This window comes from Planotetraspora thailandica (genome assembly GCF_016863335.1).
Classification (GTDB): domain Bacteria; phylum Actinomycetota; class Actinomycetes; order Streptosporangiales; family Streptosporangiaceae; genus Planotetraspora; species Planotetraspora thailandica.
On record NZ_BOOR01000025.1, the window covers coordinates 201,583 to 215,188 of the forward strand.

Here is a 13,606-nt window from a genome sequence, read left to right on the forward strand (position 1 = left end):
GGCAGATGCACGGAGCCGGCGGTGGAGACTCCGTCATGAGGAGCACACGCGGCGGGCGATGGCGACTGTGCTGTCGTCCAGGAACTGCACAGGACGTCCCGGCAGTTCCTGGACGGTGGAAACCGTCAGTCCTGACGGATGGTGTTCCTGCCGGGGCCGCCGGAGAGCCGGTCCTTGCCGGGCCCGCCGTACAGCTTGTCGTTGCCGCTGTTCCCGTACAACTGGTCGTTGCCACTGTTTCCGTACACGATGTCGTTGCCCTTGCCTCCGTACAGCAAGTCGTTGCCGGTGCCGCCGTAGATCGAGTCGTTGCCGTCGGTGCCGGACAGGATCTGGTTGCCCGCGCCGCCACGGATCACGTCGTTGCCCTTGCCGCCTTCCACGAGGGTGTAGTTGCCGCTGGCGTAGACCGCGTCGTTGTCGTCACCGGCGAAGACCGTCGCGGCCTCGCCCACCGTGATGGTGTCGTTGCCCGCCTGTCCCCAGACGTAGTTGCCGTCGACCCTGCCGGTGTCCGTCAGCCGGTCCTTGCCGGTGCCCAGATAGATCATGTTGGAGTAGTAGACCTGGCCGGTCTTGTTGTTCACGGCGACGATGTCGTTGCCGTCGCGGACGTCCATCTTCATGATGGAGTACGGATCCTGGCTGTCCACGGTGGCGACCGTGCAGGAGACCTTGGTGTGGTCCGCGCTGTCGGGGTAGGTGCAGCCGCTTCCCGCGCTGATCGGGACGACGTCGTCGATCACATAGACGATGTCCGTGTACCCACTGGTGAACGACTCGGTGACGGTCACCTTGTTGGTCTGGCCGAGGGCAGCCGTGTAGACGAGCCGATTGCCGTTGTCGGTGACCGCGACGGTGGCCGACGGTGCCACGGCGAGGGCCGAGGTGGCCAGGCCGATCGAAACGGCGAGTCCCGTGCCGATGGTCAGCGTCAGCGCCGATGCCGCGCGTAACATCCGGCCGCTGACGAGGTGAGAGGGCATTGTCTAACCTCCATGAGGCTGAGCGGTCCTTCCACTACGTGGGACTCCCGGTTCAGGCACTTGGTTCGTGCCAAGAGGTACAGAGAGTTCTCACTGCGGCGGTGCTGACCCTTACCGTGCGCGGCAGCTTGAGGCGTCTCCTCGTCGAGACGGCCGGAGGCGCCTGACCTGATCCCGTCGCCCCACCCGGCCCGGGCCGGATGGCAGACTGCCGAGGTGATCGAATCGAAACCCAAAGCGGACCTTCTCCGCTATTTGCAAACCGCCCGCGAAGCCCTGCTGTGGAAGCTCGATGGGCTTTCGGAGTACGACATACGCCGTCCGCTGACGCCGACTGGCACGAATCTGTTGGGGCTGGTGAAACACGTCACCGGCGTGGAGCTGGGGTACTTCGGCGATACCTTCGGACGCCCGTTCGGCGAGCGGCTGTCGTGGCTGGCGGAAGACGCTGAACCCAACGCGGATATGTGGGCCACTCCAGACGAGTCGCGCGAGCACATCGTCGCTCTGTACCAGCGGGCGTGGGAGCACTCGGACACCACGATCGCCACTCTGACGCTTGACGCGATCGGTCACGTGCCGTGGTGGCAGGAGGAACGAAGGGAGGTGACACTGCACCAGATCCTGGTGCATGTGATCGCTGAGACTCACCGGCACGCCGGCCACGCCGACATCGTCCGGGAACTCATCGACGGGACCGCCGGGATGCAGGACGGCAACGACAACATGGCGCCCGGCGATCAGTCGTGGTGGGAGAACTATCGGCACCAACTGGAGCGGGTGGCGCAAGAAGCCGATCCCCGCTGACGCTCTTCGCCGCGTCGGTCCTTGCCGACGACGGTGTCGTGTGCCCTGGGTGTGCCCTGCTGAGTAGTCTCTCTCGGGCCTTGACCCGTACGAAAGGAATCTTTCCCTCGTGAACCTGGGCATCATCGGGCAGGCGACGGGTCTGTTCGCCGTTACCAACGTCGACGACATCCTGATTCTGGCCTTATTTTTCGCCCAGGGCATTGGACATTACGGCGCTGCAACTCGGATCGTGTCGGGTCAATATCTCGGTTTCCTCGGCATCCTGGTGGCTGCCCTTGCCGCGGGTTTCGGCGCAACCTTCCTGCCTGAGTGGATCATCCCCTACCTTGGCCTGTTGCCGCTTGCGCTGGGCCTCAGGGCCGCATGGCAGGTATGGAGGAACCATCGAAGTGATGCCGATCCTGTCGAAGAGACCAGAGGCGGGCCAAAGATCCTAGAAGTGGCTGCGGTCACTTTCGCCAATGGCGGCGACAACATCGGGGTCTACGTGCCGGTCTTCGCTACTGCGGGTATCGGACCCACGAGCGTTTATGTCGTGGTCTTCTTGGCCCTGGTCGCTGTTTGGTGCATGGCTGGCCGATTCTTCGCCACCCGTCCAATCGTCGCCATGGCCCTCAGCCGATGGGGTCACATTCTGGTGCCACTCGTCTTGATCGGCATCGGTGCGCTCATCCTCGTTGAAGGCGGCGCTTTCGGGCTCTAACCATGCGGTGCGCGGGCCGCTGTGACGTGTTAACCCCGTTCCACGGGGTCAACGAGGAATTCGCCCGCGTGGAAGGTGGAATACGCCAAGAAGAGCGAATAGAAGACCAGTGCGCCTCCGACGGTCATCGCCGTGACTCGCTTGAGGACGGAAAAGCGACCGCCGATACGGGGCACGATCACGAACGCATCATGAAGCTTCTCGGTGGTGCGTCCGGGGGTGATCAGCAGGGCCAGGCCCACGCTGAGAAGTCCGGTGAAGACCACCGCGAAGTAGACCAATGTGCCGACTCCGCCACGCATAGGGCTTATCTTCACGTACGAGGATGGGCCTGCTCAGCCTCCTGACGCAGATCTAACGGCCTGTTGACGCGCATGCGTTGCTTGGCGCTTTGCGGTCTCGGACGGAACCAGAGCGGAACGGAGGCCCGCTCCGCTCTGGTCCGGCGAGCAGGTTGCGGGGTCGTGTCACTCCTCGCCGGAGAACCGCTCCCATGCGGACTGGCGGGTGATCCCGAGAGATTCGCCGATCTTGGTCCAGGTGACGCTGCGTCGGCGCAGTTCCTGCACCCACGAACGCAGGTCGGCCTCGGCCTGGTCGATGTGCGCGGCGACGCGCGGGATGTGGCTCAGCATCTCCGCGTCTGTCAACGACTCCCAGATGGGCATGCGCGGTCGTGCGGGGTTGTTGAGGCTCGCGTCGATGAGCGACGCGGCGAGAGCCACGCACTCGTTGCAGATATGCACTCCAGGGCCGGCGACCAGCTTGTCGACCTCGGTGTCCGGCTTGCTGCAGAAGGAACACCGAGCGAGTTCCGTCAGGGTGTCGGGCGATGTCACAGCGCACTCCTAAGGTGTCAGGATGTCCCTGACAGCTTAGATCGTCAGGGAATCCCTGACAACCGGTACGCGTGTTGCCGAGCCCTCTGCTCGCAGGTGGGTTGACAGCAGAGCGAGGTGGTCACGGCCCGATGCCCAGAGAAGGATCGGCAGGCGAAAGACCCGCCCGCCGGTCCGTCGCACAGCCGGTCACCGGAACCCTGTTACCCGCGCCGCCCCATGTGTCAGACTCGGGCCGGATCACGGAGAAAGGCGGTACCCGATGAACTCTCGTAGCTTCACGGCCCGGCTCCTCGCCGGGGTGGCGATGGCCATGACCGTCGCTGTGCTAGGACTCACGGCAGCCCCCGCGTCGGCCGCGGCGGCCGGCGACAGTGGCCCGGTCATGCACACCGACGGCAACATCATGGGCAGTTAGCCCGGGCGGGCCCGGGCACGGGTCACAGCCGTGACGGTTCACGCGGGACGGCGTCGTGCCGGACCAGGAACTCGTCGAGTTCGGCGTTCGCCGCGGCCGGTTCCTCCCGCAGGCCGTGCAGCTTGGCCTGCGCCCGGGTCCCCGGCGGGGATGGCTCGGCCGTCCACCCTCGGTCCAGATCGCGAAGCAGACTGGACCGTACGCTGAATCGCGCTCGTGATGGACAGGAGGCTGAGGTGGCCGAGACGACGCTGACCGAGACGACGGTGGCCGAGGTGATGGCCGAGCTGGCCGAGCTCGAGGACCCGAAGACACGCGAGGTGAACGAGAAACACGGTGACGATCACGGTGCGAACCTCAGCAGGCTGCGCGCGCTCGCGAAGCGGCTGAAGACGCAGCAGGAACTCGCGTGCCGGCTCTGGGAGACGGATGACACCGCGGCGAGGCTTCTGGCGATCCTGATCTGCCGCCCGAAGGCGTTCGAGCGTGGCGAGCTGGACGTCATGTTGCGCGAGGCGCGCACACCCAAGGTGCACGACTGGCTCGTGAACTACGTGGTGAAGAAGAACCCGCACTCCGAAGAGCTGCGCCTGGCCTGGTCCGCCGATTCGGATCCAGTGGTTGCGAGTGCCGGCTGGGCGCTGACCACCGAACACGTGACGAAGAAGCCCGAGAGCCTCGACCTCGCAGGACTGCTCGACGTCATCGAGGCGGAGATGAAAGACGCCCCGGATCGCCTGCAATGGGCGATGAACCACTGCCTGGCTCAGATCGGGATCGAGCACGCCGACCACCGCGCCCGTGCAATCGACATCGGTGAACGCCTGGAGGTGCTCAAGGACTACCCGACTGCCCCGGGCTGCACGTCTCCGTTCGCGCCCATCTGGATCACCGAGATGGTGCGCCGACAGCACGACAAGTAGGAAGGTTCGGGCCTGGCCACAGCGACTCGACTTCCGGTGTTTTACGACCGCAGACGGCACCGGAACGGAACTGGGAGTGCGTCGACACCTCGGATGGCTCCCTCACGCTGGGCTCGGTTCGCTCCGCCCCAAGCGGTCGCCCACGAACGCCGCGAGCGTCTCTTGGGACGGGTGCCCCCAGCCGATGCAAAACGGATGGCCGGCCGGATCTGCGTACACCTGGTGTCCCTCGGCCGCATCGAGATCAGGAGCTGGTTGGAGCAGCCGGGCACCGAGGGCGATTGCTTCTTCGTGCGCGGGTCTCGGATCGTCGACATGGAGGTCGAGATGCACTTGTTGGGGAGTCCCATGAGGCCAGTCGGGCGGAACATGGTTCGGCGCCAGTTGCACGCCGATCCGCCACTCTCCAGCGGCGTCGATGACGCTGTGCCAATCGTCGTCTTCGAAGACGTGCCCGCCGAGAATGCCAGCTCAGAACGCACTCTCGGCATGTAGGTCAGCCGCATCGAACACGATCACCTGACGCAGCATGTTCATGACACGCACACTACGGAAGTGAGTGCTTGCCGGGTGGATCGTTTCGGACCAGCGGGGGAGACACCGTGAGAGAGGCAGCAATGGACCAAGGCACCCGCGGCGAGCTCATCAGTCGGCTGGCCGAGGCGATCAGGTCCGTCACGACCGCGCACCCGCTGCGGGTCGCCATCGACGGGCCGCCCGCCGCCGGCAAGACCACTCTGGCCGACGAGCTCGCCGTCGTCCTGCGCGCGCAGGACCGCGACGTCATCCGCGCGACCATCGACGACTTCCTCTTCCCCCGTGCACAGCGCTACCGACGCGGCCAGTACTCGGCCGAAGGCTGCTACTTCGACGCCCACGACCACGCCGCGCTGTGCCGGGTTCTGCTCGATCCGCTGGGCCCAGGCGGAGACCGAAGGTTCCAGCACGCGGTCTACGACAGAGACACCGACACCCCGTCGTCCCCGTCGGCCACGACCGCCCCCGCAGACGCCGTACTGCTCTTCGACGGCGTCTTCCTCCTGCGCCCAGAACTCATCGACCGGTGGGACCTGCGCATCTTCGTGTCCGTCCCATTCGAGCAGACGGTAGATCGCGCCCGGGACCGAGGCACAGCGCTGGCCGGATCCACCGCCGACACCGCCGAAATCGAACGGTCCTGGCGCAACCGCTATATCCCCTCCCAACAGCTCTACTTCGCCACAGTCCGCCCAACCGACCACGCCGACATCATCGTGTACAACGATCAACTCCAACGGCCGACCTGGGAAGTCCGACCGCACTCATCGATACACAGGATTTGACAATTGCTCCCACTGGAACCGGACCTGAACTGGGATTTCATGTTTCAGCGGTTGCCAACAGTTTCGGAAATCTCTCGCGTTGCGGCGGAACAGAGACGAAACAGAGTCGACCTAGGCGCGGTGTGCGACTGGTCTAATGTTGTCTCGGTCAGTCGAGGGCTTCGTACTCAGGCGATGGGTAGACGAACTCCGGGTGCTCCACCCAGTAGAGGTCTCCGTAGATCGACAGCATCGCCCAATGCCAGGCCTCGTCATGGAAGATGAGCCCGCGGAATAGCACGGTGCCCGCCTCGTAGGGATAGCGCTCCAGGGCTGCTACCTCCGCCTGAGCCGGCGTGATTCCTCCGTATCGTTGCATCACCCACGCGAAGCGCCGACGCTCGCCGTGCAGGTACTCGACGTATTCGTCTTCGGTCCAGTCGTCGGCCACGCTTCACTGTAGAGCGGGTGATGCCGCGATCAAACTGTGTCCCGGACCCGCTCGGCCGGCGGGGCGATAAGCCTCGAATCAGACTTTCCCCGTGTCGATCAGTTCACGCTGAGCCTGATGCGAGGTCAGGCCGGTCAACTGAGTCCAGACCCGTTCACGCTGGTTCATCGCGTGTGGCTTCCGACTTGGCTCCCCTTTGGGCGCTCAGGCAATCACGCTTCTGGAACCACTGGAATGACCTGGCGTTGGTCCTCTCGGTGGTTCTCAGCATTTCGCGGCTGATCACGGTGTCATGTGCCCTGACTATGCCCTCCGGTGTGCTTCCTCAGCGTTACCAGCTGGTTGCTGAGAATGGCGGAGGGCTCTAGCCTGAGGTCATCTTTGACGTGGAGGAATCATGATGGGACTCGGTATAGCCGAGCTAATCGCTTTAGTGATCCCCGCTGCCATTCTGTTTCTCATTGTGTACGGCGCAGTTCGACTAGCACTGAAGCATGACCGTCGTAGCCAAGGGCGTGGACGCTAATCGCCTCCGTCTTGATCTTCAATGATCGATCCGGAGGCGTGCCTGATCAGTAGTGAGCGAGGATCTGGGTAACTGGGTGGCCGACAATACTGGCCATGTCGGCGAGTTCCTGGGCGTCGAGTTCGTATTTGGCGCGAGTCGGGTTCATGGCACTCACCTCGAACCGCGCGAAGCCGACCGGCCAGTCATAGTGGAGCGTATCCAGCCCGACCACGGCGCCACAGCAGGGCACCGTCATGTCCAGGTGCTCGAAGCTCACGCCGCCATTTTCTCTGACCACGTCGCCTAACCAGTCCAAGCTGATGTCACTTCGGCAGCGCGGGCATGTGATCTGGCTGGTGTTCTCGCCGGCGTCTATCAGGGTGATCCGGTCGTAGAACTCATAGTCGACATGCTCCACGGCGTCGCCGGGACCGGAGAAGAGTCCGGCGACGTAGGCCACGGCCGCGCCGGCGGCCTCGGGGCTCGGCTGCCAATTCAGGTCGGTCGGAATCAGACGGATGTACATGTCACTCACGGCGCCCAGGATGCCTGATGGCGTCACGAAGGCCCGAGCTTGGGTGGGTCAGCCCTGTTGTGATCATGTAGAGCATCGCCCGAGACCAATCCGTCAAGCATCAACCGAGGTCTGACACTCGATAGTGCTTGTTCTCCGGGTCTGGTGGCACGGGTGGGAGTTACGTTCCTTGCTCTGGCGCGTCCATGCCAAACGAGTCATGGGCTTGCCGTACCTCTACTGCCATGACGTGGAAGTGAGTCGCTGTACATCAACACCCTTTCAGACGCGCATGCGATAAGGAGAAGGACGGAGATTTCTCGCGAATATCCGCATTTCAGACACGCGGTGTCACGATTCGATTACGCATCGGCTGGTTCATGTTGCCGCGCGTAAGTCTTTGGATACCTATCGCGTCGTGGTCCTGTTTGGGCCATCGAGAGTCACGATCTGGGGGAATCAGTGCTCAAGAAGCTCATCGCAACGGGGATTGTGGCAGCGGCGGCCACGGGTGTCGTGCTGCTCGGCGGTCCCGCTAACGCGGACAGCCTGCACGCCAACCGGACGGCTGTCCTGCATCCGGTCCACTGCTACAACGGACCCGGGTATTACAGGCCGACCTGGTGCAGGAACTATCGGCCGACCACGTACTACCCCACCACGTACTACCCCGGCCACCGCTACAGCTGGGACCGGGACAGGAACTGGGACAGGGGCGACCGGTGGCACCACCGGGACGGGTGGAATCGGTAGCAGTACCATCCCTACCACTAGGCAACTATTGCCGCAGCGCATTCAGCTCCTGCCGCGATAGTCAGGTGGCCGCCGTGGCCCGCTTGTGTCATGACGAGCGGGCCACGGCGTTGTTTGACAGCCGGTGGCGGGTAGCGACAGCGTTCGGAAGCTGAGTCGGTGATTGGGCTGGCCACGGTTGTGGCCGGTCAAGGTCGTGCAGCTCCCGCTGCCCATGCTGCTCTGTAGGCCCGGACTGGCGCATCGGCCAAGTCGCGTGCAAACGTCACATGGCGCGATGATCTGCCGCGTGGTGTGGGCACTGCACGACGCGATGCCCGAGCGATACCGGGCGGCAATTCTCCTCGGCGCGTTCGTCGGCCTCCGTACGGCCGAGGTGTGCGAGCTACGCGTCGCAGGTATCGACTTCATGGAAGCTCGAACGAGCAATGCGAAAAGCCCGTGGCAAGGTTCAGGACCTTCCCACGGGCTTCCGGTTCCACGACTTGCGGCACTACCTCGCTTCTGATCGCCTCAGGTGCCGACGTCAAGGTCGTCCAAGCCCGCCTGCGGCACGCGAGCGCCAAGACGACGCTCGACACCTACGGCCATTTGTGGCCGGACTCCGACGAGTCGACGCGGGCCGCGATCGATGCTGTGATCGCCGCTCGGACGGAACTGAGGCAGAACCAGACCGGGGCCGCGCGGTGAACGTCCACGTCACCGCGCGGTAGCCGATCACACGTCGTAGTAGAGCTCGAACTCGTGCGGGTGCGGACGCAGCCGGATCGGGTCGATCTCGTTCTCGCGCTTGTACGCGATCCAGGTCTCGATGAGGTCGGGCGTGAAGACGCCGCCCTCGAGCAGGTAGTCATGGTCGGCCTCGAGGGCGTCCAGGACCTCGGCCAGCGAGCCGGGCACCTGCGGGACCTGGCGAGCCTCCTCCGGGGGAAGCTCGTAGAGGTCCTTGTCGACCGGCTCCGGCGGCTCGATCTTGTTGCGGATGCCGTCGAGGCCCGCCATGAGCTGCGCGGCGAACGCGAAGTACGGGTTGCACGACGGGTCCGGCACGCGGAACTCGATGCGCTTGGCCTTCGGGTTCGACCCGGTGATCGGGATGCGGACGCAGGCGGAGCGGTTGCGCTGCGAGTACACCAGGTTGACCGGGGCCTCGTAGCCCGGCACCAGACGGTGGTAGGAGTTCACCGTCGGGTTGGTGAAGGCGAGCAGCGACGGGGCGTGCTTGAGCAGGCCGCCGATGTAGTACCGCGCGATGTCCGACAGGCCCGCGTAGCCGACCTCGTCGTAGAAGAGCGGCTCGCCGTCCTTCCAGAGCGACTGGTGGCAGTGCATGCCCGAGCCGTTGTCGCCGAAGAGCGGCTTCGGCATGAAGGTGACCGTGTGACCGGCCTCGATGGCCGTGCTCTTGATGATGTACTTGTACAGCATCAGGTTGTCGGCGGTCTTCAGCAGCGTGCCGAACCGGAAGTCGATCTCGGCCTGGCCCGCGGTGCCCACCTCGTGGTGCTGCATCTCGGTCTCGATGCCGGCGTTGATCAGGTTGCGGACCATCTCCGAGCGAAGGTCGGTGAAGTGGTCCATCGGCGGAACCGGGAAGTATCCGCCCTTGTAGCGGGGCTTGTACCCGAGGTTGCCGCCTTCGGAGGCCTTGCCCGTGTTCCAGGCGCCCTCGATCGAGTCGATGTAGTAGTAGCCCGCGTTCTGCTTCGTCTCGAAGCGGACGTCGTCGAAGATGTAGAACTCGGCCTCGGGGCCGAAGTACACGGTGTCCGCGATGCCGGTGCCCTTGAGGTACTCCTCAGCCTTGCGGGCGACGTTGCGCGGGTCGCGGCTGTAGGCCTCGCCCGTCAGCGGGTCGTGCACGAAGAAGTTGATGTTCAGCGTCTTGTGCTGGCGGAACGGGTCCAGAACGGCGGTCGACGGGTCGGGCAGCAGGAGCATGTCCGACTCGTGGATGGCCTGGAAGCCGCGGATGGACGAGCCGTCGAACATGAGGCCGTCGGTGAATACGCCCGGTCCGAAGTTCTCCGAGGGGAACGTGAAGTGGTGCGTCGTGCCCGGCAGGTCCGTGAACCTGACGTCGACGAACTCCACGCCCTCCTCTCGGATGAACTTGAGGACGTCATCGGCAGAGTTAAACACTCTTGAACCTCCCAAGGGCATGTGCTAGCAGACCCGAAAATAGGCCGACGCCGTTTCCGCCCCATGTCTCGATTGTTTCGTACGCGTTAAGGGGGCCGACCGCAGACGTTAGTCTCGAAGGTCGAGCACAGCCCCTCTGACCTGCGACGGTTGACTGACTCTTGTCCCGGATCGGCGGGCCCGCGCGGGTCCTCGTCCGGGGAGAGGACCGATCTACCGCCCCGATACCCTGGGGGCCATGAGCGACCGGCAGCCACGATGGACCCAGACCTGGATCAGCGGCACCCGCGCGGCCGGAGTGGATCTCGGCTACCCGGGGGGGCGGCTCGGCCTGCCCGAGGAGGGCCCGGGCTCGGTCGCCGGTTTCGGGCGAAGGATCGCCGCGGTCCTGGTCGACTGGCTCGTGTGCACCGTGGCGATCGCCAGGGGACTCCTGCACGCGGAGGGCCAGAGCCAGGGGTGGGTGGGCCTGGGTGTCTTCGCCGCCGAATACGTCCTGCTCGTCGGCACTCTGGGATTCACCCTCGGCATGCGGATCTTCGGGGTGCGGGTCGCCACCCTCCAGGGCGGGCGGCCGGGCCTGCTGTCCGTGCTGATCCGCACGTTCCTGCTCTGCCTGGCCGTACCGGCCCTGATCTGGGACCGGGACCGGCGGGGCCTGCACGACCGCGCGGCCGGCACGGTCGTGGTCAGGATGTGAGCCTCACGGCCGCCGGCACTGGAAGATCGCGGTCCCCGGGATCAGGCGGCCGCGAAGGGGGCTCCATCCGCCCCACACGCCGTCGTGGCCCTCTGGCCACTCGGGTTCCACGAGCCCGTCCAGGACCAGCCCGGCCGAGGCGATCGCGGCGACCCAGTCGCCCATCGTCCGGTGGTGCTCCACATAGGACGGCACGCCGTCCGTGACCTCCACGTACGGCGCCCGGTCGAAGTACGGCCGGTCGACGGTGAGGCCGGGACGGCCGGGATCGTCGGGGAAGGCCCACCGGATGGGGTGGCTGACCGAGAACACGAAACGCCCGCCGGGCCGCAGCACCCGGAAGACCTCCGACAGCGCCGCCCCGGCGTCGGCCACGAACGGCAGCGCCCCGAACGCCGAGCAGGCCAGATCGAAGGAGCCGTCGGCGAACGGCAGCGTCTCGGCGTCCGCCTGCACCACAGGAAGGGCGCGGCCGGCCGAAAGATCGATGCGGCGGGAGTGCTGGAGCTGCCGGTAGGACAGGTCGAGCCCGACGACGGAGGCGCCCTGGGCGGTCAGCCACCGGCCGCACTGGCCGGCGCCGCACCCCACCTCGAGCACGCTCTTGCCCCCGACCTCGCCGAGCAGACGGGCGTCGGCCTCGTCGAGGCCCTCGGGGCACCAGATGAAGCCCTCGTCGCGCAGGAAGTCTCCGTGCTCGGCCTGGTATTCATCGGCCGCTCCGTCCCACCAGCCCCGGTTGGCCCGGGAGGTATCGGATCGGGAGACCGGTCTTCTGTCGACGTCCACGCTCGGAGACCGGCTAGCGGGGCTTCGGCGCGCGCGGCATTCGGGCGCCCTTGGGGATCGGGCCCTTCGGCATCGGCACCGCCGGCGTCAGCGCGCGCATGCGGTTGTTGACCTCGGTCACGACGGGCTTCTTGAGATTGCGGGGCAGCTTCATCAGGTGCCGCTGCAGCTTGGCCAGCGGAACCTGGCCTTCGCCGTCGCCGCACTGGATGTCGTACACCGGGATGTCGACCGCGACCCGCTGCACCCGCTTCTTCTCCGCGACCAGCATCCGCTGGACCCGGTTGCCCGGGCCCTCGGACACCAGGATGACCCCGGGGTAGCCCACCAAGCGGAAGACCAGGTCCTGGTCACGGTTGACCGCGACCGGCTTCTCCTCGACGTGCCAGTTGCCGCGCAGACCCTGCAGGATGGCGTAGGCCGCGCCCGGCTGGCCGTCCAGCATCGAATACTGCGCCTTCGTGGCCCGCCGGCTGAAAACCAGCATGCCGGCGAGCACAGCCGCGAAGACGCCCAGGACATACCAGGTCCAGCCGAAGAACAGGCCCAGCACGACGAACACGACAAGCGTCCCGAGGGCGGAGCCGTAGACGAGCGGCATTCCCTTGGGGTCCGCCTGCTTGATGATCTGAGCGACCATCCGGATCTGCTTGAGCCGTCCGGGAGTCTCGGGGTCTTTCGCCATGTTCTGAAGGATACAAATTCCAGGGTCGATTAATGAAAACGAGACCGTTTAGATGGTCTGCCGCGCGGCGATCGCCTGCTGGTACAGACGCCCGGCACGGTAGGACGAGCGCACGAGCGGACCGGACATGACTCCGGCGAAGCCGATCTCCTCGGCCTCCTGCTGCAGCTCGACGAACTCCTCGGGCTTCACCCAGCGGTCCACCGGGTGGTGGAGCGGGGAGGGCCGGAGGTATTGGGTGATCGTCACGAGGTCGCATCCGGCCTCGTGCAGGTCGCGAAGAGCCTGCGAGATCTCCTCGCGCTCCTCGCCCATGCCGAGGATCAGGTTCGACTTCGTGACCAGCCCGGCCTCGCGGGCCATGGTGATCACCTGCAGGGAGCGCTCGTAACGGAACGCGGGGCGGATCCGCTTGAAGATCCTCGGCACGGTCTCGACGTTGTGCGCGAAGACCTCGGGCTTGGCGGAGAAGACCTCCTCCAGCTGCGCGCGGTCGCCGTTGAAGTCGGGCACGAGCAGCTCGACGCCGCAGCCGGGGACCGTCGCGTGGATCTGCCGGGCCGTCTCCGCGTACAGCCACGACCCGCCGTCGGGCAGGTCGTCACGGGCGACACCCGTCACCGTCGCGTACCGCAGGCCCATCTGGCTGACCGACTCGGCGACGCGACGCGGCTCGTCCCTGTCGTACTCGGCCGGCTTGCCCGTGTCGATCTGGCAGAAGTCGCAGCGCCGCGTGCACTGGTCGCCGCCGATGAGGAACGTCGCCTCGCGGTCCTCCCAGCACTCGGAGATGTTGGGGCATCCCGCTTCCTGGCAGACCGTGTGCAGTCCCGCACCCTGAACCAGAGATTTGATCTCGTTGAAGTTGGGACCGTTCCGCAGACGCGTCTTGATCCACGGGGGCTTCTTCTCGATGGGGGTCTGGCTGTTGCGCACCTCCAGGCGGAGGAGCTTGCGGCCTTCCGGCGCGACGGTCATGCGACATCCTTCGCAGAATCCGGTACGAGCGGGGATCCGGGTATGGGTCGCACTCCCGGGGTGCCGTGGTTGTCGGCTCGCTCGTTCACGAATCCAGCTTATTACC

Annotated in this window: 18 protein-coding genes; 8 read left to right on the plus strand and 10 right to left on the minus strand. The window is 65.5% G+C overall.

Going from position 1 to position 13,606, the window contains the following annotated elements:
- Positions 1 to 125: 125 nt before the first annotated feature.
- A complete protein-coding gene (locus Pth03_RS18720) occupies positions 126 to 986 on the minus strand; it encodes a calcium-binding protein (protein ID WP_203945581.1) in 861 nt (286 codons plus the stop codon).
- Between the two features lie 216 nt (positions 987 to 1,202).
- Here Pth03_RS18720 and Pth03_RS18725 point away from each other — a divergent pair, with 216 nt between their 5' ends.
- Both Pth03_RS18725 and Pth03_RS18730 read left to right on the plus strand, forming a co-directional pair.
- Positions 1,203 to 1,793, plus strand: coding sequence for a DinB family protein (locus Pth03_RS18725; protein WP_203945582.1), 591 nt, complete (start codon positions 1,203 to 1,205; stop codon positions 1,791 to 1,793).
- Positions 1,794 to 1,902: 109 nt separating this feature from the next.
- Complete coding sequence (locus Pth03_RS18730) at positions 1,903 to 2,499, plus strand: cadmium resistance transporter (protein WP_203945583.1); 597 nt, start codon at positions 1,903 to 1,905, stop codon at positions 2,497 to 2,499.
- Positions 2,500 to 2,528: 29 nt separating this feature from the next.
- On the opposite strand, the gene Pth03_RS18735 is transcribed toward Pth03_RS18730, so the two are convergent.
- Together Pth03_RS18735 and Pth03_RS42140 are read right to left on the minus strand one after the other, a co-directional pair.
- The gene (locus Pth03_RS18735) at positions 2,529 to 2,801 is read right to left on the minus strand and encodes a hypothetical protein (RefSeq protein ID WP_203945584.1); all 273 of its coding nucleotides are present in this window, start codon (positions 2,799 to 2,801) and stop codon (positions 2,529 to 2,531) included.
- Positions 2,802 to 2,966: 165 nt separating this feature from the next.
- On the minus strand, positions 2,967 to 3,338 hold the full coding sequence (locus Pth03_RS42140) for a ClpX C4-type zinc finger protein (protein WP_203945585.1): 372 nt from the start codon (positions 3,336 to 3,338) through the stop codon (positions 2,967 to 2,969).
- A gap of 262 nt (positions 3,339 to 3,600) precedes the next feature.
- Here Pth03_RS42140 and Pth03_RS18745 point away from each other — a divergent pair, with 262 nt between their 5' ends.
- Positions 3,601 to 3,756: a hypothetical protein gene (locus tag Pth03_RS18745; protein WP_203945586.1), complete on the plus strand. Its 156-nt coding sequence runs from the start codon at positions 3,601 to 3,603 to the stop codon at positions 3,754 to 3,756.
- Positions 3,757 to 4,034: 278 nt separating this feature from the next.
- On the plus strand, positions 4,035 to 4,679 hold the full coding sequence (locus tag Pth03_RS18750) for a DNA alkylation repair protein (protein WP_203945650.1): 645 nt from the start codon (positions 4,035 to 4,037) through the stop codon (positions 4,677 to 4,679).
- 102 nt (positions 4,680 to 4,781) lie between these two features.
- On the opposite strand, the gene Pth03_RS42520 is transcribed toward Pth03_RS18750, so the two are convergent.
- Positions 4,782 to 5,144, minus strand: a complete 363-nt coding sequence (locus tag Pth03_RS42520; protein ID WP_373318559.1) for a VOC family protein — start codon at positions 5,142 to 5,144, stop codon at positions 4,782 to 4,784.
- A 137-nt stretch (positions 5,145 to 5,281) separates the two neighbouring features.
- On the opposite strand from Pth03_RS42520, the gene Pth03_RS18760 reads away from it, so the two are divergent.
- Positions 5,282 to 6,001 (plus strand): cytidylate kinase family protein, encoded by a 720-nt coding sequence (locus tag Pth03_RS18760; RefSeq protein WP_203945588.1) that lies wholly within the window; start codon positions 5,282 to 5,284, stop codon positions 5,999 to 6,001.
- Positions 6,002 to 6,149: 148 nt separating this feature from the next.
- On the opposite strand, the gene Pth03_RS18765 is transcribed toward Pth03_RS18760, so the two are convergent.
- Both Pth03_RS18765 and Pth03_RS18770 read right to left on the minus strand, forming a co-directional pair.
- The gene (locus Pth03_RS18765) at positions 6,150 to 6,431 is read right to left on the minus strand and encodes a hypothetical protein (RefSeq protein ID WP_203945589.1); all 282 of its coding nucleotides are present in this window, start codon (positions 6,429 to 6,431) and stop codon (positions 6,150 to 6,152) included.
- A 572-nt stretch (positions 6,432 to 7,003) separates the two neighbouring features.
- Positions 7,004 to 7,474 carry a hypothetical protein gene (locus Pth03_RS18770; RefSeq protein ID WP_203945590.1) on the minus strand — a complete coding sequence of 157 codons (471 nt, stop codon included), beginning with the start codon at positions 7,472 to 7,474 and terminating at the stop codon, positions 7,004 to 7,006.
- A 441-nt stretch (positions 7,475 to 7,915) separates the two neighbouring features.
- On the opposite strand from Pth03_RS18770, the gene Pth03_RS18775 reads away from it, so the two are divergent.
- Together Pth03_RS18775 and Pth03_RS41575 are read left to right on the plus strand one after the other, a co-directional pair.
- A complete protein-coding gene (locus tag Pth03_RS18775; protein WP_203945591.1) occupies positions 7,916 to 8,206 on the plus strand; it encodes a hypothetical protein in 291 nt (96 codons plus the stop codon).
- A gap of 441 nt (positions 8,207 to 8,647) precedes the next feature.
- Positions 8,648 to 8,896: a site-specific integrase gene (locus tag Pth03_RS41575; protein WP_239119153.1), complete on the plus strand. Its 249-nt coding sequence runs from the start codon at positions 8,648 to 8,650 to the stop codon at positions 8,894 to 8,896.
- 27 nt (positions 8,897 to 8,923) lie between these two features.
- Here Pth03_RS41575 and glnA read toward each other — a convergent pair whose 3' ends face one another.
- On the minus strand, positions 8,924 to 10,348 hold the full coding sequence (gene glnA / locus Pth03_RS18785; RefSeq protein WP_203945592.1) for a type I glutamate--ammonia ligase: 1,425 nt from the start codon (positions 10,346 to 10,348) through the stop codon (positions 8,924 to 8,926).
- Positions 10,349 to 10,586: 238 nt separating this feature from the next.
- Between glnA and Pth03_RS18790 the strand changes: the two genes are divergently transcribed.
- Positions 10,587 to 11,048 (plus strand): RDD family protein, encoded by a 462-nt coding sequence (locus Pth03_RS18790; protein WP_203945593.1) that lies wholly within the window; start codon positions 10,587 to 10,589, stop codon positions 11,046 to 11,048.
- Between the two features lie 3 nt (positions 11,049 to 11,051).
- Here the strand turns inward: Pth03_RS18790 and Pth03_RS18795 are convergent, their stop codons facing one another.
- Genes Pth03_RS18795 through lipA form a run of 3 tightly spaced genes read right to left on the minus strand, consistent with a single transcriptional unit; the run spans position 11,052 to position 13,500 of the window.
- The gene (locus tag Pth03_RS18795) at positions 11,052 to 11,837 is read right to left on the minus strand and encodes a class I SAM-dependent methyltransferase (RefSeq protein ID WP_203945594.1); all 786 of its coding nucleotides are present in this window, start codon (positions 11,835 to 11,837) and stop codon (positions 11,052 to 11,054) included.
- A 13-nt stretch (positions 11,838 to 11,850) separates the two neighbouring features.
- On the minus strand, positions 11,851 to 12,522 hold the full coding sequence (locus Pth03_RS18800; protein WP_203945595.1) for a DUF4191 domain-containing protein: 672 nt from the start codon (positions 12,520 to 12,522) through the stop codon (positions 11,851 to 11,853).
- Between the two features lie 48 nt (positions 12,523 to 12,570).
- Complete coding sequence (gene lipA, locus Pth03_RS18805; protein WP_203945596.1) at positions 12,571 to 13,500, minus strand: lipoyl synthase; 930 nt, start codon at positions 13,498 to 13,500, stop codon at positions 12,571 to 12,573.
- Positions 13,501 to 13,606 lie beyond the last annotated feature (106 nt).

Bases quoted from the DNA above. Each gene is read 5' to 3' on its own strand.
- Pth03_RS18720 (WP_203945581.1), bottom strand. From the start codon at position 986: ATGCCCTCTCACCTCGTCAGCGGCCGGATGTTACGCGCGGCATCGGCG.
- Pth03_RS18735 (WP_203945584.1), bottom strand. From the start codon at position 2,801: ATGCGTGGCGGAGTCGGCACATTGGTCTACTTCGCGGTGGTCTTCACC.
- Pth03_RS18745 (WP_203945586.1), top strand. From the start codon at position 3,601: ATGAACTCTCGTAGCTTCACGGCCCGGCTCCTCGCCGGGGTGGCGATG.
- Pth03_RS18750 (WP_203945650.1), top strand. From the start codon at position 4,035: ATGGCCGAGCTGGCCGAGCTCGAGGACCCGAAGACACGCGAGGTGAAC.
- Pth03_RS18790 (WP_203945593.1), top strand. From the start codon at position 10,587: ATGAGCGACCGGCAGCCACGATGGACCCAGACCTGGATCAGCGGCACC.
- Pth03_RS18800 (WP_203945595.1), bottom strand. From the start codon at position 12,522: ATGGCGAAAGACCCCGAGACTCCCGGACGGCTCAAGCAGATCCGGATG.
- lipA (WP_203945596.1), bottom strand. From the start codon at position 13,500: ATGACCGTCGCGCCGGAAGGCCGCAAGCTCCTCCGCCTGGAGGTGCGC.